The following is a 20,294-nucleotide window of genomic DNA, read 5'->3' as shown; positions in this document are numbered from 1 at the left end:
TCATGCAACAACAAGTTCAATTAATTATCAATGATATTAGCGATTGGCAGCCGTACTATCCGAGTCAGTCATTGCTAACAGCCAATGAGTACCTACAAACACCGGCTGCGGGCAAAAGCCACATTCTAAACTTATGCGACGATCTCAGTTATCTCTCGACCGGCTACTATGTCAGCTTGTTGGCAGAAGCGCGTGGACAGCGCGTACTGCCGTCAGTTAACACCATCAATGATCTAAATAACTTTAATCATTATCAGCTGTTGGCAAATCCGGTCGATAAAACAGCCAGCAAGTACCTTGCCAAACAGACCGGTGGTACCATGCAACTCATCGTCTGCTTTGGACAAACGTCAGTGGAGCCGTTAAAGCACTTGGCACGACAGCTTTTTGACCGATATCCATGCCCAATTATTAATATTAATTTCATCAAAGAAAATGATCGTTGGTTAATTCAGTCTCTCAGCGCTGGTCGGCTCGCGGATTTAACTGATGATGAGCAAACCTTATTTGGCGAGTCATTGGACTTATTTAATAAACGGGTTTGGCGCAAAGCTCGTGCAAAAAAAGAATATCGCTATGATTTGGCAATCCTTTATAACCCTGAAGAAGCCATACCAACCAGTGATAAAAAAGCACTCAATTTATTTATTAAAGCAGCCAAAGAGTGCGACATTGAAGCAGAGCTTATTACAGCAGATGACTACAACCGCTTGCTTGAATTTGATGCGCTGTTTATTCGTGAGACGACTAAAATCAGTCATTACACGTATCACTTCGCAAAAAAAGCTGAAGCAAACGGTATGGTCGTCATTGACCATCCCGACTCGATCGTAAAATGTGCCAACAAAGTATTTCTAAAAGAATTGCTCGATAAGCATCATGTCGCAACACCTAAAACCGAGTTGCTATTGTTGCAGTCTGATATCGACTATAAGGAACTGGGCGAACAACTCGGTTATCCAGTGGTATTAAAAATTCCAGATGGCTCTTTTTCTATCGGCGTAGAGAAAGTCGAAAATGAGACTGAATTTAAAGCGGCAGCTGAACGCCTATTTGAACAGTCGACTATTTTATTAGCCCAAGAGTTTCTAAAAACCGAATACGACTGGCGCATTGGTGTACTCAATAATCGCCCGATATACGCATGTCAGTACTTTATGGCTCGCAATCACTGGCAAATCTATAACCACAATGAGTCCAGCCGTGCTAAAAGTGGTTCTTTTGAAACCTATGGCGTTCATCAAGCACCCAAAGAGGTGGTTAAGCTCGCATTACAAGCGACTAAACTTATTGGTGATGGGCTATACGGTGTTGATGTAAAAATGACTCAGAGAGGCCCTGTCATCATTGAGATCAACGATAACCCATCTATCGAATCAGGTGTTGAAGATAAACTGCTTGGGTATGAGCTTTATCGTTTAATTATGGCTGATTTTGGGCGCCGGTTAGATGAACACTAATTGCGGCTTTAAGATCGACCCTTGCCAGCGCAGTGATATCACTGCGCTAGTCGAATTAGAGAACCAAGTTTTTGATTATTCTCGTATCAGCAGACGTAACTTTATACGTCTGCTACAAAGTCCTGCTGCCTTTATTTTGCTTGCCAAAGACAGTGCAGATCAGTTGGCGGGTTATGCAGTTATTTTAACTCGACGTAATAGTCGCTACGCACGTATTTATTCCATTGCCGTCGCCCCGGCATTTCGCGGTCAAGGCGTAGCCAAGCTGTTAGTTAATGAAGTGATTAAAACACAACGTCAGCAGGATCGTCTTGGATTATCATTAGAGGTGAAGTTGGATAACAAGCAAGCAATCCAACTTTACCAGTCTCTGGGGTTCGAGACCGTCGATATTCTGGTCAACTATTACGATGACGGTACTGACGGGTTAAAAATGCGACTTACTTTTGATCCGGAAAGTCACTAAATACGCCCTGTACACCAGCTTCTTTTAACCAACCTCGCAATTGCTTGAGTGACTCAACACCTTGGGGTAATTGATCAGCGCGCAATGTATAAACGTGCACTTTAAGCCCGACTTTTTCAGCATTTTCGAGTACATCGCTCCAAACCGGTTGACCGTCTTTGACCTCCTTGAGTACGTGACCTAACCACAAGCCAACGTGATCGACATACGAGGTCAAAGATTCTAAGCCCGCATAAGTTCTCAGCGCATCGTAATCAATAGGCGTCTCGCCCCAAGAGTTGTCAGCGATCAACTGAACCAACGGAAAATCACAATGAAATTCTCGCTTCACTCGCCTGAGTGTTTCGGGATCAAACGACTGCAGATAGAGAGGTGTTGCTTGCTGTTGATCGGAATAACCGTTTTTGCTCAGCACATTCATTACCACCGCTAGCGGATCGTAATCCTGATCGCGATACCAACGAGAAGCTTTCACCTCAATGTAGACACCTGTGTTCTTATTTCTAACGCGATTGAGTTCCTGAATAAGATTCAGCGACTCGGCTAACGTTTGAATTTTGAATTCGACCTGATTATTTTGAAACCGCTGAGGATAACGCGCGGACCCATCGCTGTTTCGGCGTGGCGTGAGTCTGAGCTGCTTTAAGTGATTGAGAGTGAAGTCCACCGCATAATAGCTTCCATCGGGACGGTGCCGTTCAGGAAAGACTTCTGCGACGTTCGTCACCGCATCGAGTTGAGCATCGTGCAATACAACCGCTTTGCCGTCGCGGCTCAACTGCACGTCTTGCTCGATATAGTCCGCTCCCAAAGCATAAGCCATCACCGTTGCAGCCTGCGAATGCTCGGGTAGATAACCTGACGCACCTCGGTGGGCGATATCGATAAACTCAGGCAATTTGATGGGAGCAACAGCGAGCTCTTCGGTCGAGTTGTCCGCCTGTGCAGAAACCGATAACGATGAGAACCACGCGATTCCAGCAACCACCGATATCCACTTCATGAGTCATCTCCTGACCAATTGACCTCGATCAGACGGTCACCTAAATGCTGATAACGTTCGGTTAACTGTTCAATCGGTTCAGGCTCGATAGCTAAGCCCTTTTGCGTGAGATACTCGTTGTTGTAGAGCTTACTGGCTGAGCGCTCACCTAGGTCACAGGCAAATGTCACAATATTACGTCCTCGCTCACCATTCAACGCCGCTGCATAAGCAGCGGCGAGGTTGAGTGCTGAGCTACTCCCCAAGACGATTCCATCTTGCTCGCGCACGTAGCGTGAAATACTAATGAGGTCTTGGTCCGGTAAATTGACAGCATGTTTAATACGCGCCTGCCTAAAGTTATCCACCAAACGCATGATCCCAATACCCTCTGTCATTGAGCTACCGTTTGAGACATATTCACCGGTTCGCAAAAACTCAAAAATCCCTGAGCCATCGGGATCAGCAAGCCACACGTCAATATTAGGGTTTTGTTCCTTAAAATACCGGCTATTACCACCGATGGTGCCGCCCGTCCCCGCAACGGAAACAAAGGTATCGATATCGCCATTCAGTTGTTGCCAAATTTCGGGCCCAGTGTGCAAATAGTGGGCGCGCGCATTACTGGTATTCTCAAACTGATTAGCCCACCAGCAATCATCACGCTCTTCCGCAATACGGCGTGCCGTGTGATAAAAATGATTAGGATTTTTAAAAGGTACTGGGTCAACCGTCTTAAGTTGACCTCCGTGTAAAGCTATCATGCGTTCTTTCTCAGGTGATTGATCATTAGGCATAACCGCCAACATGTTCAATCCAAACGACTTGGCAACCAACGCTAAGCCAATCCCCGTATTACCTGCGGTGCCCTCGACGACGGTCATACCAGGCTTAAGTTCGCCGCGTTCCATCGCATCTTCTATTAACTGCTTAGCAGCGCGATCTTTTATCGAGCCACCTGGATTCTGGAACTCACACTTTAAGTATATATTACTGCCACTCAGTTCAGACAGTGAGTGCACTTTAAGCAAATCCGTTTGCCCAACTAAATCACTGGTACGTTGACCTACCAACATTTGTACAGTCCTCTACTTCGCTGTTGCATAGTATGCAGTATCTCCGTTGAGCAAATTCGGTTCAACTCTATTTGCATTGGATTTACTGCACTTTAAAGGTGCACCTGCACCAAGCGTATGCCACGAAAACGGTCAATCATTCACACGATTCACACAACTCTTTGTTTTATATTGATTTTATATCTGGCACGAATTGTGAATTAACAATTCATCTACATTAACGGAGTGCTGGTTATGAAAATGATTACTGCATTAATCAAACCATTCAAATTGGACGATGTTCGACAAGCTCTAGCCGATATTGGTTGTACCGGTATGACGATTGCTGAAGTACGCGGTTTTGGCAGACAAAAAGGGCACACAGAGCTGTATCGAGGAGCAGAATACAGGGTCGACTTCCTTCCCAAGATCCGCTTGGAACTTGCTGTAAGCGACGACCAACTGGATCGCGCCGTTGAGGTTATTTCCGAAGCCGCTCACACCGGTAATATCGGCGATGGCAAAATTTTCGTTACACACCTCGAACACTGCGTGCGTATTCGTACGGGTGAAGTCGACCAAGAAGCCCTGTAACTAAGGAGAATACGTGATGAATGCAATTTCTCTCACAAACACGGAGTACGCGTTAAATACGCTGTACATTTTATTATCAGGTGCATTTGTAATGTGGATGGCAGCCGGTTTCGCCATGCTTGAAGCTGGGCTCGTGCGAAGCAAAAACACCACTGAGATTCTGACTAAAAATATCGTCTTGTTTGCGCTTGCCTGTATTGCCTACCTCGTTATTGGCTACACACTGATGTATGGCACCGGTGGTTCTGATAGTTTCGCCGACGATGCCGACTTTTTTTTCCAGAGCGTGTTTGTTGCCACCGCGATGTCGATTGTTTCTGGTGCGGTCGCTGAACGTATGAAATTACTCGCATTTTTTGTTTTTGCGGTCGTTTTATCTGCCTTTATTTACCCTTATCAAGGGGGCTGGAGCTGGGGAGGCGGCTTTCTTGCCGAGGCCGGCTTTGTCGATTTTGCTGGCTCGGGCATTGTTCATATGGCGGGCGCTGCGGCAGCACTCGCAGGTGTCCTATTGTTAGGTCCTCGCCGTGGAAAATACAAAGACGGCAAACCGACGGCTATTCCCGGTGCCAATATGCCGTTGGCGGCACTTGGGACATTAATTCTATGGTTCGGTTGGTTTGGGTTCAATGGCGGTTCACAGCTGGCTATCCACGATATCAACAATGCCAATGCCGTGGCTCGTGTATTTGTAAACACAAATTCAGCAGCTGCCGCAGGCGCCGTGGGCGCACTCCTCATTACTGTACTCATTTGGCGCAAGGCGGATCTCACTATGATAGTCAATGGTGTTTTAGCAGGTTTGGTCGCGATTACCGCTCAACCATTAACCCCAGCGCCAGAGCATGCCTCCATCATTGGCTTTAGTGCCGGCTTGTTAGTGGTCATATCGATTATTACCCTTGACCGCATTCGTATCGATGATCCAGTCGGCGCGTTGTCCGTACATGGTGTAGTAGGTTTTTATGGCTTAATGCTCGTCCCTCTCACCGATACTAACGCAGCTTGGTCAACCCAACTTTTAGGTGCTGGGGCGATATTTGGCTGGACTTTTGCGACCAGTCTGGCTATTTGGTATCTGTTGAAAGTCACAGTGGGTATTCGTGTAAGCGAGGAGCAAGAGTATCTGGGCGGCGATATCAGTGAATGCGGTGTCGAGGCTTACCCAGAGTTTACGAGCTCAACGAAACGTTAGTTAATCAACGTTTGCCTGTGACCTACTCCATTGTTAAGTTAAGAAATACTTAATACGTAAGGGTTAAGTCTCATGGCATCATCAAAAGAATACTGTATTGAACTACTCAATCGAGCAGGCATTCAAATCAACGGCTCCCACCCTTGGGATATGCAAGTACACGATGACAGCATCTTTGATCAGGTGCTGTCACGTGGCAATTTAGGGCTTGGAGAAACCTATATGGCGGGACTTTGGGATGCTGAGCGTTTAGACCAGTTTTTCCACCGCCTATTGCGTTCTGGGGTGCAAGATGAGGTCAATCCCGCGCGCCTAATTTTTCACTCGTTGAAAAGTCGTTTATTTAATCTGCAAGACGATAAGCGTGCCTGGGAAGTTGGGCAAAAACACTACGATATTGGTAATAAACTGTACCAAGCCATGTTAGACGAACGCATGGTATACACCTGCGGCTACTGGCGTGACGCTGATAATCTCGACGATGCACAGCGCGACAAATTAGAGCTTAGTTGTCAGAAACTGCAACTCAAACCGGGTATGAAAATACTTGATATAGGCTGCGGCTGGGGCAGCTTTATGCAGTATGCCGCAGAACACTATGGCGTCGAGTGTGTCGGTGTTACGATATCAAAGGAGCAAGTGCGCTTAGGAGAAGAGCGGTGTAAAGGCTTGCCTGTAGAGTTTCGTCTGCAAGACTATCGTGATCTCGACGAGTCATTTGATCGCATCATCAGTTTGGGCATGTTTGAACATGTCGGTCAGAAAAACTACGAAGATTACATGGATGTCGCTCGGCGCTGTCTAAAGGATGATGGGCTATTCTTACTGCATACCATTGGTAAAAATGTTTCAGACACAGCAGCCGACCCCTGGATAAGCCGCTATATTTTTCCTAATGGCGAAATCCCATCAATTGCGCAAATTGGTGCAGCATTAGAAGAACGGTTTGTGTGTGAAGACCTTCATAACTTTGGTGCTGATTACGATAAAACCCTGATGGGCTGGTTCGAAAACTTCGATACAGCGTGGCCTCAACTCCAAGGTGATTACGAAAAAACATTTTATCGAATGTGGAAATACTACTTGCTGTCATGCGCAGGCGCATTTCGCGCCCGCGACATTCAACTATGGCAATGGGTGCTTAGTAAACAAGGTATTGAAGGTGGATATCATCGACCATTTGTTTAAGAACCAATATTAAACTCGTGCGTAAACATATCCCAGAATGCTAAAAATAGGGCCGCGATAAGCGGTCCAATCACAAAACCAGTGATACCAAACAAACTTAATCCACCCAGTGTCGAAAATAAAACAATGTAGTCAGGCAGTTTAGTATCTCGCCCCACCAGTAGAGGACGTAAAACATTATCAGCGAGTCCGATTATAATGACTCCGTAAAGCAGCAATACCACGCCGTCAAAAATTGCGCCGGTACTTAATAGGTATACTGAGACCGGTAACCAAACTATCGCTGCACCCACAGCGGGGATAAGCGATAAAAACGCCATCACGACACCCCATAACACCGGTGCTGGAATGTCCAGTAGCGCAAAAATGATTCCCCCTAACGCACCTTGAACCATGGCGACAACGATGTTTCCTTTTACTGTTGCGCGCGTCACCTCAGCAAACTTCTTGAAGAGCTGGTGCTCGCGTTCATCTCCTAGCGGCAATGCTCGGACCATCAAACGGATCAATTTGTTACCGTCACGAAGTAGAAAGAATGTCAGATAAAGCATTAACCCCAGATTCATAACAAATCCAAAGGTGTTTTGCCCAACGACAAGCGCCTCTTGCGCAAAAAATTGACTAGCGCTCATTGCCCACTGCGATATACGCTCGGGTAGCGACTCGATATCAATACCCAAGCGGGCTAGCAAATCAGGTAAGAACGGCAGGCCTTGCTCTATTTTATCAACGATTTGAGCGACACTAACGTCACCTGAAGCAAGTCGTTGATATAGCTGAACGCCCTCTTGGATAAATGAATACGCCACAGCAAGCACTGGAATCACAACAATGAAGGTCGCAACTAACAAGGTTAGTAAAGCGGCTCGATTACTGCGCCGCCCCAGCATGCGCTTAAGCCTAATTTGCAGAGGGTAAAAGATGACTGCAACAGCACACGCCCAAAAAATCGACGCCCAAAATGGCTTAAGTATGAGCGCAAAAGCAATACTTACCGCCAGCAGCATAAGCAGAAATGAACGTGTTTCCAATTTATCTTGCATAATCATTCCGTTTAATAGAAGCTTGTCAGAACAGCATGTCCCATATTAGTAAATGATTTACGCATAAGATAGTGCGATGATCGCACGCATATGGAAACAAATGGACGATACATCAAACCCTTACAGCTTTTCTACATGGTGTCGCGAAACACTTGTTGAGTTCACTCAGTTGAACGCAGAAAAACAAGTGTTCGGTGGATTTCTCATAGCAGTGCTACTTACAGCCTGTGTTCAACTTATCGAATTTACCGGCGGTCTGCCAAGTGTGTTCGAACACTTAATTTACTTTCCGCTGATATTTGCAGGTTTATTACTCGGTCCTCGTATCGGCGCGTTGGGAGGCTTCGTTACAGGATTAATGCTAACCCCGTTGTTTTTTCCGACAGAGCTCATTGACCAAGAAAGTACCCTGATTGACTGGCCAGTGCGCCTATTAATGTTAACGTTACTCCCACTCATTACAGGCCTCATTAGCCGTTCTGTTCAGCAACTTCATCACTTAGAAAGCAAAGCAAAGAAAACTTTTCAGGGAACCGCATTGCCGAACCATGAGGCATTACTGGATCAAATCAACGAATGGTCGAAGCAAAACTCAGCCCCCACTGATGCGTTAATGGATATTATTAATTTAAGACTCAGCAATATTGATAAATTACGTAATCAAGTGGGTCAGCAGAAAGCGGATAGAATCGTTGCTGAGTTGGCTAAGCAATTAAAAGAGGCGCTTGGGCAGTCCGCTGAAGTGGGTCAAACAGCAACCAATGAGCTCGTTGGTTTGCATGCTAATACCGAACATTCGCGCGAAGAGCTACAGGAAAAGTTACAACAGATACTAAGCCAACCCATTGTTATCGATGGCTCTGAATTTCGTCTTGATACCACTGCAGGCGTCTTGCGCGTTAAACGCGAAAATGCAAAAGATAAAGCGAATATGGTGATACATGACGCACAACAACACAGTTATAAAGCTGCTGAAAACAACCAAACTTTCTCATTTTTAGACCACGATAATGATCTTGTCGAGGATCACGACGAACCTTTATCTAAACAATTATTATCGGCTATCGATAGCGAGAATATTAAACTCTATTACCAACCCAGATTGAATACTAACTCTGGCTATTTCTCAGTCATCGAAGCGATTGTCAGATGGAAAGACAACCAGCGTGGTTACCTATCGCCGGAAGACTTTAAACCACTCATAGAAGAAGCCTCACTAGCTAAGCAATTCACCGGCTGGATGATTAAAACCGCTTTTAACGATGTCACTGAATGGATGCGAAATGACTTTATTGTTCGCCTATCGTTACACATCACGCTTAACGATATTCTCGAGCCGGCAATATTAAATGTGGTTGCGAAGTCGTTAAACAAAACTAAGTTCCCACCATCTAGCCTTAGCTTAGAAGTTAGTGAACGCTCACTGGTGCGCATCAGTGAGCAGTCAAAAATCTATTTAAAAAAGTTACGCTCCATGGGAGTCACCATTATTGCAGACCAATTTGGTGAAGGTCAGCTCACGTTACAAAGTATTTTTGTCCTTCCAGTAGACGCGATAAAGCTCTCCGAAAACTTGGTCTTAAAAGCAACATCGAATAGTGACAAAAAACGTACGCTCATTTCGATGATCAAAATGGCTCGCTCGCGTGGACTCAAAACCATTGCAACCGGCGTGGATAACCGCGCCAAACTATTATTACTAAAACACATTGGATGTGATGAGCTTCAAGGATCGATCTTAAGTAAACCGACGGCTAAAGACGATATTCCATGGGCAAGAATCCGATAGAGACAAAAAGTAAAAAAGCGATTGAAAAAACACATTTCCACTGGTTAGCAGCATATGCCCTGACTACTACGGTAATTACCGTACTGGCTGTCAGTCTGCTATACCTGTACCCGTTTGATGTACAAACTTTGCATTTCGGCGTCATGCTAGTCGGTGCAATTATCATCGCTGAATCTACGTTCTTTATCTGGCGCGCATTGCGTGCATCCAAAACAATGATCAAGTCGTTGCAGCCCTCTATCAACCAACTTGATGAGGGTTCAACCATAGTTTACGAGTTACACAAACAAGGTAATACCTATCAACCCGTTTATGTGAGTAGGAATATTAAACAGATTCTTGGCTACTCGGTTGAGGAGTCAATGGGACCCAGTTGGTGGTTTGATAACGTACACCCAGAAGACAGAGCGCTCACATTAAGCGCGCTGACTAAAGTCGAGGCAAATCACACCTTTGTGCATCGCTATCGCTTCAGAACCAAACAGGGTCATTATATTTGGTTACGCGATGAGCTACGCACCTTTCATGATGATAATGACAAAATTGCCGGTCAGTGGTCGGACATTAGCCACGATTTGAGTTGGCTCCAAGATAATCAAGCCATCACTCAACGTGAACTGATTGGTTTTGCAGAACTCAATGACGATGACAGTATCCTACGGGCTGATACTAATTTCCGTAATTTAATTGGCCTAACCGATAATGAGCCCAGCGCGCACCATATTTTAGATTTTATCTCGCCAACCAACTTCAACAATGACAATCCTACCTTAGAAGCGGGTATTGAGTATTTGGTTGAATTTAATCGCCCTAACCATCAAGCTTTGCATGGATTACTGAAAATCAGCGAGGACAAGCAAGGTGCGGTTCGCTTTGTCACGCTCATTGACCTATCGGCATTTGCATCAGAGCGTCGCAGGCTCAAGCAAATTGCCTACATTCAGCCACTAACAGGGCTACCCAATCTTGAGCAACTCAAGCTCGACCTTCAGTCATCGCTCGATAGAGCGAACGAAGACGAATTAGTAGCTGTTCTTAACATCAATATCAGAGAGTTTCATAAGGTTAATGACTCTTACGGTGTTACCAATGGCGACCGTGTTTTACAACGAGTTGCACAACGTTTCCAGCAAGCACTGCCAGACAATGCTGGACTTTATTGTGCATGGGGCGATGATTTCTGGATTTTATTATCGGGTATTAAAGAATATATGGATCTACAAGATCTCATGGATGACCTGATGAGCGCTCTGAACAAGCCGCTGATGCTCGAAAAACACATTCAGTTGCAAGTAACCGCGAATATCGGTGCTTGTACTTACCCACTTGATGGACTTGATACCGCCTCATTGTTGTCTTATGCGAGCTCAGCCTTACAGCGTGCCCGCCGTAAACCTTATTCAAGCCAGGTTATTTTTAATCAACAAATGGCGAGTGATTCCTTCTCGCAACTACTCGTCAAGCAGCAACTACAACGCGCATTAGACCATTCGCAGTTTGAAGTTTACTATCAACCTATCTCTGACTTCGACAAGCATATCCAAGGTTACGAAGCACTCTTACGCTGGCATCACGAGGATGAGGGCATCATACCTGCTTCAGACTTTCTTCACTCCTGTGATAAATCTGTCAAACAACGCCTCGGGCAATGGGTCATTGAAACAGTATTCAACGACCTTGCATCTATTCCGGTCAATGCGGATGAAAAACGTAAGGTCACAATTAATCTGTTTACAGAACAGCTCGATATGGATTTTGTCCAACAAATGAAAAAGACTCAAGATCGAATCAAAGCGCTCAATGCCGAGCTATGTTTTGAACTTAAGGAAGCTTCTTTAATTGACCCTTCAGATGAACTAAGAACAACACTGAATGCGCTAGCAGCCGCCAATTTTTCATTAATCATTGATGATTTTGGTGCTGGATTCGCCGGGCTCACATACTTACGAGAGTTCCCAATATCTGCAATAAAAGTTGATCGCGACTTTATGGCTACGCTTGATAATGAACGTGGCTACGCGATTGTCGATGGTATCGTAGAGCTGTCTCATCGAGCAGGAATTAAAGTGCACGCACTCGGCATTGAATCAGAGCACCAGTTTGCTCTGGCTAAACAACTCCGCTTTGACGTATGCCAAGGGCGTTTCATTCATCCCGCTAAACCGTTAAATAAACTCGTTGCTAATACAAATCAGTAGCATCGGTGCACGTGTTTGATATTATTGAATACGTTTATTGTGATGGTAACAAGTTATGGATCCGGAAATATTAAAGGCTTCTTCACAAGAAGCGGCAAAAGTCATGCAACTACTGTCGCACCCCGATCGGCTGCTCATTTTATGTCTGCTGAGTGAAAAGGAGTGCTCCGTTGGTGAAATTGAGCAACAATTGGATATTCACCAACCGATGCTCTCACAACATTTAAATCGCTTACGTCAACAGTCATTGGTCGCGACACGCCGACAGGGCAAGTATATATACTACCAACTGAGCGACGGTAACACGAAAACCATTATGGAACTTCTGTATCAACTTTATTGTCCGAAAGACTCATTGGGTGCGAAATAAGAAGAAGTGCAATGAGTCAGCGACAACGTGTCTATCAAGTATCGGCCAATCGCGAACACGCCAGTCACAAACTCCGTTATGTAGAGCGTTCAGCGCCCACCACCGGAGAGTGTCGACTCTGTGTGGGTGTGCCTAGCGCTGATCCGCAAGCAGAGGTTCAAGGTGCTGACGTATCCCCTCAACATGAGGGTCCGTCACGCCCAGATTGCGCAGCCCCTGCGAAAGTTTAAGCAAGTACTCACTATTTTCTCCGCTTGGACCTCGGCTCTGCACGATATGCTGCGCAATCTCAGCCAGTGGCGCATCGCCTAAAAACGCTGCGTTATCACTACTAGCAATATACACCAACCCATCCGCTTGCTGACCATCTGCAAACAGCATCGGTGTAAAAAATCTTAAGTAGCCATTCTTTTCTCGATGATCGAGATGCTCAAACACTTCTGGTGACACTCGGTAAGCCATTCCCGTGCACTTTTCGCCGGGTGTTTCGATGAGCGTAAGTACTCTTCCAGGTGCGTCAGGTGTTCCACGATGATCATGAGATCCCTGCCAAAATCGACGGCTCCAACCAGTAATGGTCGCCGGCTTGCGCTCAAGATAAGGAAAGTCGACCTTGTAAATGAGCGACCCGTAGCCAAATAACCAAACAGACTCGAAAGCTGATAGATCTTGACGTTGTTTGTTTATTAAACTGGTATCGTGAGACATCGAATACTCCTTTGGGATACACCTCGTTGCGGCAAAGTCTAACAAGCTTTTGTAATTGACAGTAGCGTGGCTTCGTTGCACTCTTATCCGCATTAAACTCTATTAAAAAGGTTACTTTATGAGCCGCTCACTTGTCGATCACTTAGCGCAATATGCAAAGTATCATCGTGACTCGCGCAATATATTAACCCACCTGATCGGTATTCCGCTGATCGTAGTTGCAATCCTAACCTTACTCAGCCGACCCGAATTTAGCGTGGGCTACCTTTTACTCACTCCGGCTAACTTAGTTGTCTTTGTCGCTGTAGTTTTTTACATACGGCTTGATATACCGCTTGGACTGCTTATGACGGTGTTGTTATGGCTTGGTTTATCAGTCAGCCGTGAACTAGCCGCTTTGCCGACCACAGCGTGGTTAATATTTGGTATCGGCTTATTTGTCGTCGGTTGGATTTTCCAGTTCATAGGTCATTATTTTGAAGGTAAAAAGCCTGCTTTCATCGACGACATCATGGGGCTTGCTATTGGGCCCTTATTTGTCGTAACTGAAGTTATTTTCTTTTTAGGCTTACGTAAGCAGCTCAAAAATGAGGTTGAAAAACGTCAGTGAATTACCCGGATTGGTTTATTGAATGGGCCGAGGGACGCCCTTACGCTTATACCCTGAGTGCTTGCGTTCTGCTTGCTATTGCGGTTTGGTTAGCGCAATTTTTTACTAAGCATATTCTGCTACGCGGTGTCGCTCGACTTTTATCGCGCACCGAGTTAGGACGTGACCCCAGCGTTGGCCTTAAAAAAATTGTCAGTCGGCTCTCGCAAGTGGTTCCAGCATTGCTGCTTACAGCGGGTATCCATTGGATCCCTGATCTATCTGCTACTGTCATTACGATAATACAAAATGTCGCTGTCGCTTATATCGTGCTCACCATTGCTCGTGCGTTCAGTGCGGCAATGAGCAGCGTGAATGAGATTTATAGCCGTCGTCCCGATGCGCACTTGAAACCCATCAAGGGTTATTTACAAATCGCTACCATCGCGGTTTATCTCATTGCCGCCATTCTTATCATCGCAGCATTAATTGATAAGTCACCTGTTATTCTATTATCCGGTATCGGTGCCATGGGTGCCGTTACCATGCTCGTGTTTCAAGACACAATCCTCTCATTCGTCGCCAGTATTCAGCTATCATCAAACGACATGATCCGTGTCGGTGACTGGATTGAAATGCCGCAGCTGAATGCTGACGGTGACGTCATCGACATGGCGTTACACACGGTACGAGTGCAGAACTGGGATAAAACAATTACCACCATTCCTACCAAACGCCTCATTTCTGAATCGTTTAAGAACTGGCGCGGTATGCAAGAGGCCGGTGGGCGGCGTATTAAGCGCAGTCTATTTATCGATCAAACCAGTATTGCCTTTTTGCGCGACGAAGATAAGACCCGTCTTCGCAAGTTCAAAATACTGAGTCAATATCTCAACGATAAAGAACAAGATATCAAGCAATGGAATGAACAGTTAGTGAGTGAAGGGCATGATCCTATCAACAGCCGTAATGTCACTAATATTGGGACCTTTCGAGCTTATGTTCAAAAGTATCTGCAAAGCCACCCACAAATCCACCAAGATATGACGTTAATGGTTAGACAGCTCAGCCCCACCGCACAAGGCTTACCTCTGGAAATTTATTGTTTCACCAACACAATTGCTTGGGTTGAATATGAGGGCATCCAGGCTGATATTTTTGACCACCTATTAGCTATCTTACCGGCATTTGGCCTGAATGTTTTCCAAGAGACCTCGGGTCAAGATCTGCGTACCAGTATTCGTGAGTTTGGACGTCAATCGTTGCAGTCTTAACAGCAAAGTTGTATGGTTTTTGCAACGCAATCAGCTAGCTCAGCAAAAACCATACATGAAAGCATTTTCCTTTAGAATTTCAGTACTTTTATTTATTGCTTGTATATACCCAAGCTATGGTACCACACAAGAAAAAGTCGCTATGCCTGTCTCGTATTCAGCAATTACTGAGTTGCCATACACTGATGCGGACTCGACTCTCGACTACGGCGACGATATTAGTCAGTTTATACAGGTATGGAGACCATCTGAGCCGCCCCAAGGTAACCTCGTGTTTATCCATGGCGGTTGTTGGTTGAGCGATTACGACATTAAACATGCACGCCCTTTTATGTCAGCCCTCAGTAAGTTGGGTTATCAAGTATTCGGAATAGAATATCGACGCGTCGGTAATGGCGGTGGCTGGCCGACCAGTTACCAAGATATCAGATCAGCCATTCAACAGATCCTTAGGGAACCCAACGTTAGCGCGCCAAATACTGCCATTTTAGGTCATTCCGCCGGTGGTCACCTTGCGTTACTTGCCGCAGCCGATGAGCAGCTCCCCAATACGTTTGCATCAGTTATCGGACTGGCTGCCATAAGCGACATCGTAAAATACAGTGTAGGTAGCAATAGCTGCGAGGTAGCGACCGAACAATTTATGGGAGGTTCGTTTGAAGCGAGCACCGAAGCTTACCTCGCAGCCAACCCCGTTGAGCAACATTTTCTAAATCCCGTTTATTTACTGCATGGCGCCGACGACCCGATTGTCGCTCCAAACCAGTCAAAAGCACTGACCGACCGAGCGCAGTCAATATATTTACAAAAAGAGGCCGGACACTTTGATTGGCTACACCCGGATACTGTCGCATTTACCCGCGTAGAGAAATTACTAAAGGATGTATTTAATGAATCAGATTGATTATGCGCGACTTGATCGTGACGATCCCTTAGCCCATAAACGTGAAACCTTTGAGCTATCTAATGACACGATATATTTCGATGGTAACTCACTGGGCGCGTTACCCAAAATAGTCGCACAGACAGTCAATGAAACTACACGCCAGCAATGGGGAAATGACCTAATTAAGAGTTGGAACCAGCACGACTGGGTCAACCTACCCACCACGGTAGGCGCCAAAATCGCACGGTTGATTGGTGCACATAATGAGGAAGTAATTTGCTGCGATTCTATCTCTGTTAACTTGTTTAAAGTTATCTGTGCCGCCATCAGTGAAGTAGGCAACGATCATCGGCGTGTTATTTTATCGACTCGCGATAACTTCCCGACCGATTTATACATGGTCCAAGGTGTTGAATCGTTTTTGGGCCAGCAACGCTGTGAACTCAAGCTGGTTGACGAAACTGAGCTCGTCGACGCTATTGATAAAAATACCGTTGCTGTTCTAGCCACCGAGGTCAATTTTAGGACGGGCCGCAAGCTTGATTTACAGCAACTCAGTCAAGCAGCTCATAGCCAAGGCGCGTTAATAATAGCTGACTTAGCCCACAGCGCGGGTGTCATGCCGATTCATCTAACTGATTGGCAAGTAGATTATGCGGTCGGCTGTACTTATAAGTATTTAAACGCAGGCCCCGGTGCTCCGGCATTTGTTTACGTGAATCAACGCCACCATGCAGCACTCAAACAACCGTTACAGGGCTGGTTTGGTCATACTAATCCGTTTGCCTTTGACCCCAGTTATCAGGCTGCGAACGGGATCCAAAAAATGCTGGTAGGCACCCCGCCGGTGCTCTCAATGCAAGCGGTTAACGCTGCTCTCGACTGTTTTGATGATGTATCGATGGAGCAAGTGCGCGCTAAATCAATGCAACTCACCCAAGCATTTCAACAGCAAATGACCGCTCATAGTTGGTCACCCGACTTTGAGCTTATTTCGCCGCCGCATGCCGAACAACGTGGTAGTCAGTTAAGTTATGCCCATCCAAAAGCTTATGAGATTTGCCAAGCACTGATTGAACGAGGTGTTATCGCCGACTTTAGAGCGCCTAATTACATCCGCTTTGGTTTTGCGCCCCTGTATAACCAATTTCAAGAAATTGAACGTGCGATAGCAATACTGGATGACATTATGACAACCCAAGCCTACCTCGATCCACGTTGGCAAACACGCTTAACAGTGACTTAACCTGATAACCGCGTGTCTATCATGTGTTCGCGCCATCTCGGGCACATGATGACTGGCTATCAAGACGATAGATTGGGGCAACTCGCTCATCAGCCGTGCGGTAATTCGAGCAGCTAAGGCGACTTCCAGGCCAGAAAAGGGTTCATCCAAAATCACCAGAGGAGCGTCTTTAAGCAGTGCGCGGGCGAGCACCAAGCGTCGGTATTGCCCACCCGACAATCGAATCCCCTGCTCACCGATACGACTATATAACTGCTTCGGCATTTGCCGGATACGCTCAGCTAACTCAACCCACTCCAACACTTGCCAAATTCGCTGCTCACTCAGTTGGCGTCCCAGCGTGAGATTGTTAAACACGGTATCATCGAGTATGTCGGTGTGTTGGGTAAGATAATTAAACTCGGAAAGGTTCGGCACGGCTATTTCACCAGAAAAGTCCGAATACATACCTGCAGTTGCATTTAGAAGTGTCGACTTTCCCTCGCCAGAAGGCGCTGACAACCATATCCAATCGCCCGCTACGGCTTGGAGGCTTAACGGTGCAAACAGTTGACGTGACTGCCGGTACACAGTGACATTATCCCACCGCAGCGACGCATCCGCGGACTCAGTCACCCTCGCTTTTACTGCATTGCTCGCTTGTTCCGCTAGTAAACGACGACTAGCTAGGGCTGTACGTCCATAATTTTGCCATTGTTGAGGTAGTTCAAGTAACAACTCCTGCCACGCGAGTGAGGCAAGCAGTAACATCACCACCTCAGCACTACTCATTTGGGCATTCGAATTAATGAACAAATGAATAGCCAGCCCGTAGATACCCACAATGGCACCGTGAGTTAGCCACTCTAAGCATCGCTTAATCTTTTGAGCGCGACGCTGTTCAACCAGAAAAGCGCGCTCTGTTTGTCGCGAGTAATGTCCAATACGCTCACTTTGCTTATCAAACTGCTGCCAAGCGAGGGTCTCCTCTATTGATTCGGTTAACGCCATCCCCCGGGCTCGCATACGGTGTTGATACTTCTCGACTTTCACCGCCTGTAACACCGAGTGGTGTGCCAGTCTGGCGATTAAACAGACTGCACCTAACCAGGTAACAACCACAATACAAGCAAGCCCCCAATGGTAAAAACTAAACCAAATGGCAAAGCATAAGCTGACGGACGTTACCGCAAATGCTGGCATCGCCAACCTCAACCAGAGGTTATCCATCGCCTCGATATGACGAGTCAGTCCTTGGATAGCCTGCGCGACTCGAAAGCGAGCAAGTCCTTGATAGGCGTGACGCTGAAAATGTTTGAACCAAGCAATTCGCCAGCGCGCTTGTATTTTTAACACTAAGTCATGATTTACTAGGCGTTCGACGTAACGCGCTACGGTTCGCGTCACTGCGAAAAAGCGGATACCTGAGCCAGGTGCATAAATATTCACTGTGACAAAGAGCGCCGAGGCTGTAATAAACCAGCCCGATAGAGCCAGTAATCCAATGCCACAAACGATAGTGAGTAATGCTAACTTGAAACCGAGCCACCATTGCCAACGATGCGCGTAAAAGGCTCGAAACCAAGGCTTAAAGACTAAATGTTTAGCCATGTAAGCCTCCCCCATCCAGCTCAAAGCGCTGATCAGCCAACGCGATTAAAGCTTCGTCGTGACTAGAAACAATGACGGTACGCCCCTCTTTGCACAAGTTGCATAGTTCGCGCCGAATCACAGCCGCCGATTCGGCGTCTAAGTTTTCTGTTGGCTCGTCTAAAATAATTAGCGGATAGGAACTCAGTAAGCAGCGTGCCAAGGCTAAACGTCGTTGCTCCCCTCCTGATAACCCTGCTCCACGCTCACCGAGCATTGTATCTAGACCCGAGGGAGCAACAGCTATTGCTTTTTCAAGACCGACGCGTTGCAAAATGGATTGGGGATCGCGCGCGTTGTCTTCGCTGTACAAAAATAAGTTAGTTCGAATAGTTGCGGGTAGTAAAAATGGTTGCTGAGAAAAATAGGCAATAGGTTGATCGCTATCTTTATCTCGTAACACCGTTCCATGATAGTTCTGTAGGCCAAGCAATACCCGTAACAGAGTGCTTTTTCCCGATCCTGAAGGACCTGAAATGACGGTTAGCGCCCCCTTCGGGAAGCTGAAGTCACGATAGGATAGCACCGAATCGGGTGTAATAACCGCTTCCAAGCCTCGAATGGCTAAACAGTCGCCCGACACAGCCTCAGCCACATTATTGTTTACTTCATGCTGCTGATACTCTGCTAATAAAGTAGCAGCACCTATAGCTGCTGCTCGGTCGTGATAAGTCTGCGCAAACTGGCGCAGTGGCGCAAAATACTCAGGCGCTAACATCAGCACAAGTAAGCCACTAAACAACGTGAGCTCATCAGCGCCCAACCAATTGATGTAGCCAAGTAAACCAAAACCAACGTATAGGGCAACCGCTGCGATAGCCACGCTAGAGAAGAACTCCAGCACTGCCGAGGACAAAAACGCCAGTTTTAGCGTTTTCATATTGGCACGACGATAAGTTTCACCTGCTTCTGCAATGCTATTATTAGCGAAGGACAAACCATCGAATAATTTAATACTCGTAGCGTTCTTCAGCATGCTGGTAAATACACGGCTCAAGGCAACATTGCTTTGCGCATGTTTTTGGCTCACACGCTCCGCCCCCATACCGACGAGCGCCATAAACAGCGGTATGATAGGCCCCGCAATGAGCAGCAATACACCTACAACAGGGTTGAGCCAAAAGCACATAACGAGAACCATCAATGGACTCAACACGGTTAAGTATTGCTGAACCAAATAACGCTCATAATAGCCTCGTAGCAGCTCAACGGTATCAACAAGCATCGAACCATCACCGCGATCGATATCGCTTCCTTGCCGACATTGACGCTGCCACCGGCGTAGCAGCTCCTTTCGGGCATGATGTAATGCTAAACCTGCAGCCTCGCTTTGCCAGACTTCGCGCTGCCAGCTGAACAGACCGCGCGCGAACGAGGCGACCAGCAGCAACACCCAATAAAAAGCCAGCTCGTCGAGCGACTGTTTAAGCGCCAGCAATCCATAGGCTAATTGGGCTATCACATAGAGTTGTAGGATGACGCTCGCGGTGTGTAACACACCAAACAGCAGCGCCCGACGAGTCGAGCGCTGCGCAACAGTTTGTATTTGCTTAAGATAGTTCGCTGCCGAGCGAAAGTGATCACTCATTGGTTCTTAGTGATAACCCTGATCGGCTTTTACT

The 20,294-nt window shown here is 46.4% G+C and carries 18 protein-coding genes; 12 read left to right on the top strand and 6 right to left on the bottom strand.

From position 1 onward, the window contains the following. Window positions 1–2 precede the first annotated feature (2 nt). Both B2X00_RS02360 and B2X00_RS02355 read left to right on the top strand, forming a co-directional pair. Entirely contained in the window at window positions 3–1,460 is a 1,458-nt protein-coding gene (locus tag B2X00_RS02360; RefSeq protein WP_290485957.1) for a RimK family protein, read from the top strand. Beyond that, window positions 1,450–1,926, top strand: a complete 477-nt coding sequence (locus B2X00_RS02355) for a GNAT family N-acetyltransferase (RefSeq protein ID WP_290485956.1) — start codon at window positions 1,450–1,452, stop codon at window positions 1,924–1,926. The genes B2X00_RS02360 and B2X00_RS02355 overlap by 11 nt, the downstream gene beginning before the upstream one ends. Here the strand turns inward: B2X00_RS02355 and glpQ are convergent. Next, the gene (gene glpQ, locus B2X00_RS02350) at window positions 1,901–2,929 is read right to left on the bottom strand and encodes a glycerophosphodiester phosphodiesterase (RefSeq protein ID WP_290485955.1); all 1,029 of its coding nucleotides are present in this window, start codon (window positions 2,927–2,929) and stop codon (window positions 1,901–1,903) included. The two genes, B2X00_RS02355 and glpQ, sit on opposite strands and share 26 nt — an antisense overlap. Beyond that, a complete protein-coding gene (locus tag B2X00_RS02345; RefSeq protein WP_290485954.1) occupies window positions 2,926–3,984 on the bottom strand; it encodes a cysteine synthase A in 1,059 nt (352 codons plus the stop codon). The genes glpQ and B2X00_RS02345 overlap by 4 nt, the downstream gene beginning before the upstream one ends. 234 nt (window positions 3,985–4,218) lie before the next feature. On the opposite strand from B2X00_RS02345, the gene B2X00_RS02340 reads away from it, so the two are divergent. The 3 genes from B2X00_RS02340 (at window position 4,219) to cfa (ending at window position 6,940) form a co-directional block, all read left to right on the top strand. Then, entirely contained in the window at window positions 4,219–4,557 is a 339-nt protein-coding gene (locus B2X00_RS02340) for a P-II family nitrogen regulator (RefSeq protein ID WP_290485953.1), read from the top strand. Window positions 4,558–4,573: 16 nt separating this feature from the next. Beyond that, on the top strand, window positions 4,574–5,752 hold the full coding sequence (locus B2X00_RS02335) for an ammonium transporter (protein WP_290486024.1): 1,179 nt from the start codon (window positions 4,574–4,576) through the stop codon (window positions 5,750–5,752). A gap of 72 nt (window positions 5,753–5,824) precedes the next feature. Beyond that, on the top strand, window positions 5,825–6,940 hold the full coding sequence (gene cfa, locus B2X00_RS02330; protein WP_290485952.1) for a cyclopropane fatty acyl phospholipid synthase: 1,116 nt from the start codon (window positions 5,825–5,827) through the stop codon (window positions 6,938–6,940). Here cfa and B2X00_RS02325 read toward each other — a convergent pair. After that, entirely contained in the window at window positions 6,937–7,983 is a 1,047-nt protein-coding gene (locus B2X00_RS02325; RefSeq protein ID WP_290485951.1) for an AI-2E family transporter, read from the bottom strand. The genes cfa and B2X00_RS02325 overlap by 4 nt on opposite strands. A gap of 100 nt (window positions 7,984–8,083) precedes the next feature. Between B2X00_RS02325 and B2X00_RS02320 the strand changes: the two genes are divergently transcribed. Genes B2X00_RS02320 through B2X00_RS02310 form a run of 3 tightly spaced genes read left to right on the top strand, consistent with a single transcriptional unit; the run spans window position 8,084 to window position 12,340 of the window. After that, window positions 8,084–9,772: an EAL domain-containing protein gene (locus tag B2X00_RS02320; protein WP_290485950.1), complete on the top strand. Its 1,689-nt coding sequence runs from the start codon at window positions 8,084–8,086 to the stop codon at window positions 9,770–9,772. Continuing rightward, window positions 9,754–11,970, top strand: a complete 2,217-nt coding sequence (locus B2X00_RS02315) for a sensor domain-containing protein (protein ID WP_290485949.1) — start codon at window positions 9,754–9,756, stop codon at window positions 11,968–11,970. The genes B2X00_RS02320 and B2X00_RS02315 overlap by 19 nt, the downstream gene beginning before the upstream one ends. Before the next feature lie 55 nt (window positions 11,971–12,025). Further along, window positions 12,026–12,340, top strand: coding sequence for an ArsR/SmtB family transcription factor (locus B2X00_RS02310; protein ID WP_290485948.1), 315 nt, complete (start codon window positions 12,026–12,028; stop codon window positions 12,338–12,340). Window positions 12,341–12,472: 132 nt separating this feature from the next. Here B2X00_RS02310 and B2X00_RS02305 read toward each other — a convergent pair whose 3' ends face one another. Then, on the bottom strand, window positions 12,473–13,048 hold the full coding sequence (locus B2X00_RS02305; RefSeq protein ID WP_290485947.1) for a gamma-glutamylcyclotransferase: 576 nt from the start codon (window positions 13,046–13,048) through the stop codon (window positions 12,473–12,475). Window positions 13,049–13,166: 118 nt separating this feature from the next. On the opposite strand from B2X00_RS02305, the gene B2X00_RS02300 reads away from it, so the two are divergent. Genes B2X00_RS02300 through kynU form a run of 4 tightly spaced genes read left to right on the top strand, consistent with a single transcriptional unit; the run spans window position 13,167 to window position 17,043 of the window. Further along, window positions 13,167–13,658: a DUF962 domain-containing protein gene (locus B2X00_RS02300; RefSeq protein WP_290485946.1), complete on the top strand. Its 492-nt coding sequence runs from the start codon at window positions 13,167–13,169 to the stop codon at window positions 13,656–13,658. Next, a complete protein-coding gene (locus B2X00_RS02295) occupies window positions 13,655–14,911 on the top strand; it encodes a mechanosensitive ion channel family protein (RefSeq protein ID WP_290485945.1) in 1,257 nt (418 codons plus the stop codon). Before B2X00_RS02300 ends, B2X00_RS02295 begins: the two co-directional genes overlap by 4 nt. Window positions 14,912–14,966: 55 nt before the next feature. After that, window positions 14,967–15,815, top strand: a complete 849-nt coding sequence (locus B2X00_RS02290) for an alpha/beta hydrolase family protein (protein WP_290485944.1) — start codon at window positions 14,967–14,969, stop codon at window positions 15,813–15,815. After that, on the top strand, window positions 15,802–17,043 hold the full coding sequence (gene kynU, locus B2X00_RS02285) for a kynureninase (RefSeq protein ID WP_290485943.1): 1,242 nt from the start codon (window positions 15,802–15,804) through the stop codon (window positions 17,041–17,043). The genes B2X00_RS02290 and kynU overlap by 14 nt, the downstream gene beginning before the upstream one ends. Here kynU and B2X00_RS02280 read toward each other — a convergent pair. Together B2X00_RS02280 and B2X00_RS02275 are read right to left on the bottom strand one after the other, a co-directional pair. Next, a complete protein-coding gene (locus B2X00_RS02280) occupies window positions 17,029–18,633 on the bottom strand; it encodes an amino acid ABC transporter ATP-binding/permease protein (RefSeq protein WP_290485942.1) in 1,605 nt (534 codons plus the stop codon). The genes kynU and B2X00_RS02280 overlap by 15 nt on opposite strands. Then, entirely contained in the window at window positions 18,626–20,260 is a 1,635-nt protein-coding gene (locus tag B2X00_RS02275; RefSeq protein ID WP_290485941.1) for an ABC transporter ATP-binding protein/permease, read from the bottom strand. Before B2X00_RS02275 ends, B2X00_RS02280 begins: the two co-directional genes overlap by 8 nt. Window positions 20,261–20,294 lie beyond the last annotated feature (34 nt).

The sequence above is a fragment of the Idiomarina sp. UBA3162 genome, assembly GCF_002364475.1.
In the GTDB taxonomy this organism is placed as follows: domain Bacteria; phylum Pseudomonadota; class Gammaproteobacteria; order Enterobacterales; family Alteromonadaceae; genus Idiomarina.
This window is presented reverse-complemented; position numbering and strand designations above follow the sequence as displayed.

Bases quoted from the DNA above. Each gene is read 5' to 3' on its own strand.
- B2X00_RS02345 (WP_290485954.1), bottom strand. From the start codon at position 3,984: ATGTTGGTAGGTCAACGTACCAGTGATTTAGTTGGGCAAACGGATTTG.
- B2X00_RS02275 (WP_290485941.1), bottom strand. From the start codon at position 20,260: ATGAGTGATCACTTTCGCTCGGCAGCGAACTATCTTAAGCAAATACAA.
- glpQ (WP_290485955.1), bottom strand. From the start codon at position 2,929: ATGAAGTGGATATCGGTGGTTGCTGGAATCGCGTGGTTCTCATCGTTA.
- B2X00_RS02335 (WP_290486024.1), top strand. From the start codon at position 4,574: ATGAATGCAATTTCTCTCACAAACACGGAGTACGCGTTAAATACGCTG.
- B2X00_RS02355 (WP_290485956.1), top strand. From the start codon at position 1,450: ATGAACACTAATTGCGGCTTTAAGATCGACCCTTGCCAGCGCAGTGAT.
- B2X00_RS02320 (WP_290485950.1), top strand. From the start codon at position 8,084: ATGGACGATACATCAAACCCTTACAGCTTTTCTACATGGTGTCGCGAA.
- B2X00_RS02305 (WP_290485947.1), bottom strand. From the start codon at position 13,048: ATGTCTCACGATACCAGTTTAATAAACAAACAACGTCAAGATCTATCA.
- B2X00_RS02280 (WP_290485942.1), bottom strand. From the start codon at position 18,633: ATGGCTAAACATTTAGTCTTTAAGCCTTGGTTTCGAGCCTTTTACGCG.
- kynU (WP_290485943.1), top strand. From the start codon at position 15,802: ATGAATCAGATTGATTATGCGCGACTTGATCGTGACGATCCCTTAGCC.
- B2X00_RS02360 (WP_290485957.1), top strand. From the start codon at position 3: ATGCAACAACAAGTTCAATTAATTATCAATGATATTAGCGATTGGCAG.
- B2X00_RS02310 (WP_290485948.1), top strand. From the start codon at position 12,026: ATGGATCCGGAAATATTAAAGGCTTCTTCACAAGAAGCGGCAAAAGTC.
- cfa (WP_290485952.1), top strand. From the start codon at position 5,825: ATGGCATCATCAAAAGAATACTGTATTGAACTACTCAATCGAGCAGGC.
- B2X00_RS02315 (WP_290485949.1), top strand. From the start codon at position 9,754: ATGGGCAAGAATCCGATAGAGACAAAAAGTAAAAAAGCGATTGAAAAA.
- B2X00_RS02300 (WP_290485946.1), top strand. From the start codon at position 13,167: ATGAGCCGCTCACTTGTCGATCACTTAGCGCAATATGCAAAGTATCAT.
- B2X00_RS02325 (WP_290485951.1), bottom strand. From the start codon at position 7,983: ATGCAAGATAAATTGGAAACACGTTCATTTCTGCTTATGCTGCTGGCG.
- B2X00_RS02290 (WP_290485944.1), top strand. From the start codon at position 14,967: ATGAAAGCATTTTCCTTTAGAATTTCAGTACTTTTATTTATTGCTTGT.
- B2X00_RS02340 (WP_290485953.1), top strand. From the start codon at position 4,219: ATGAAAATGATTACTGCATTAATCAAACCATTCAAATTGGACGATGTT.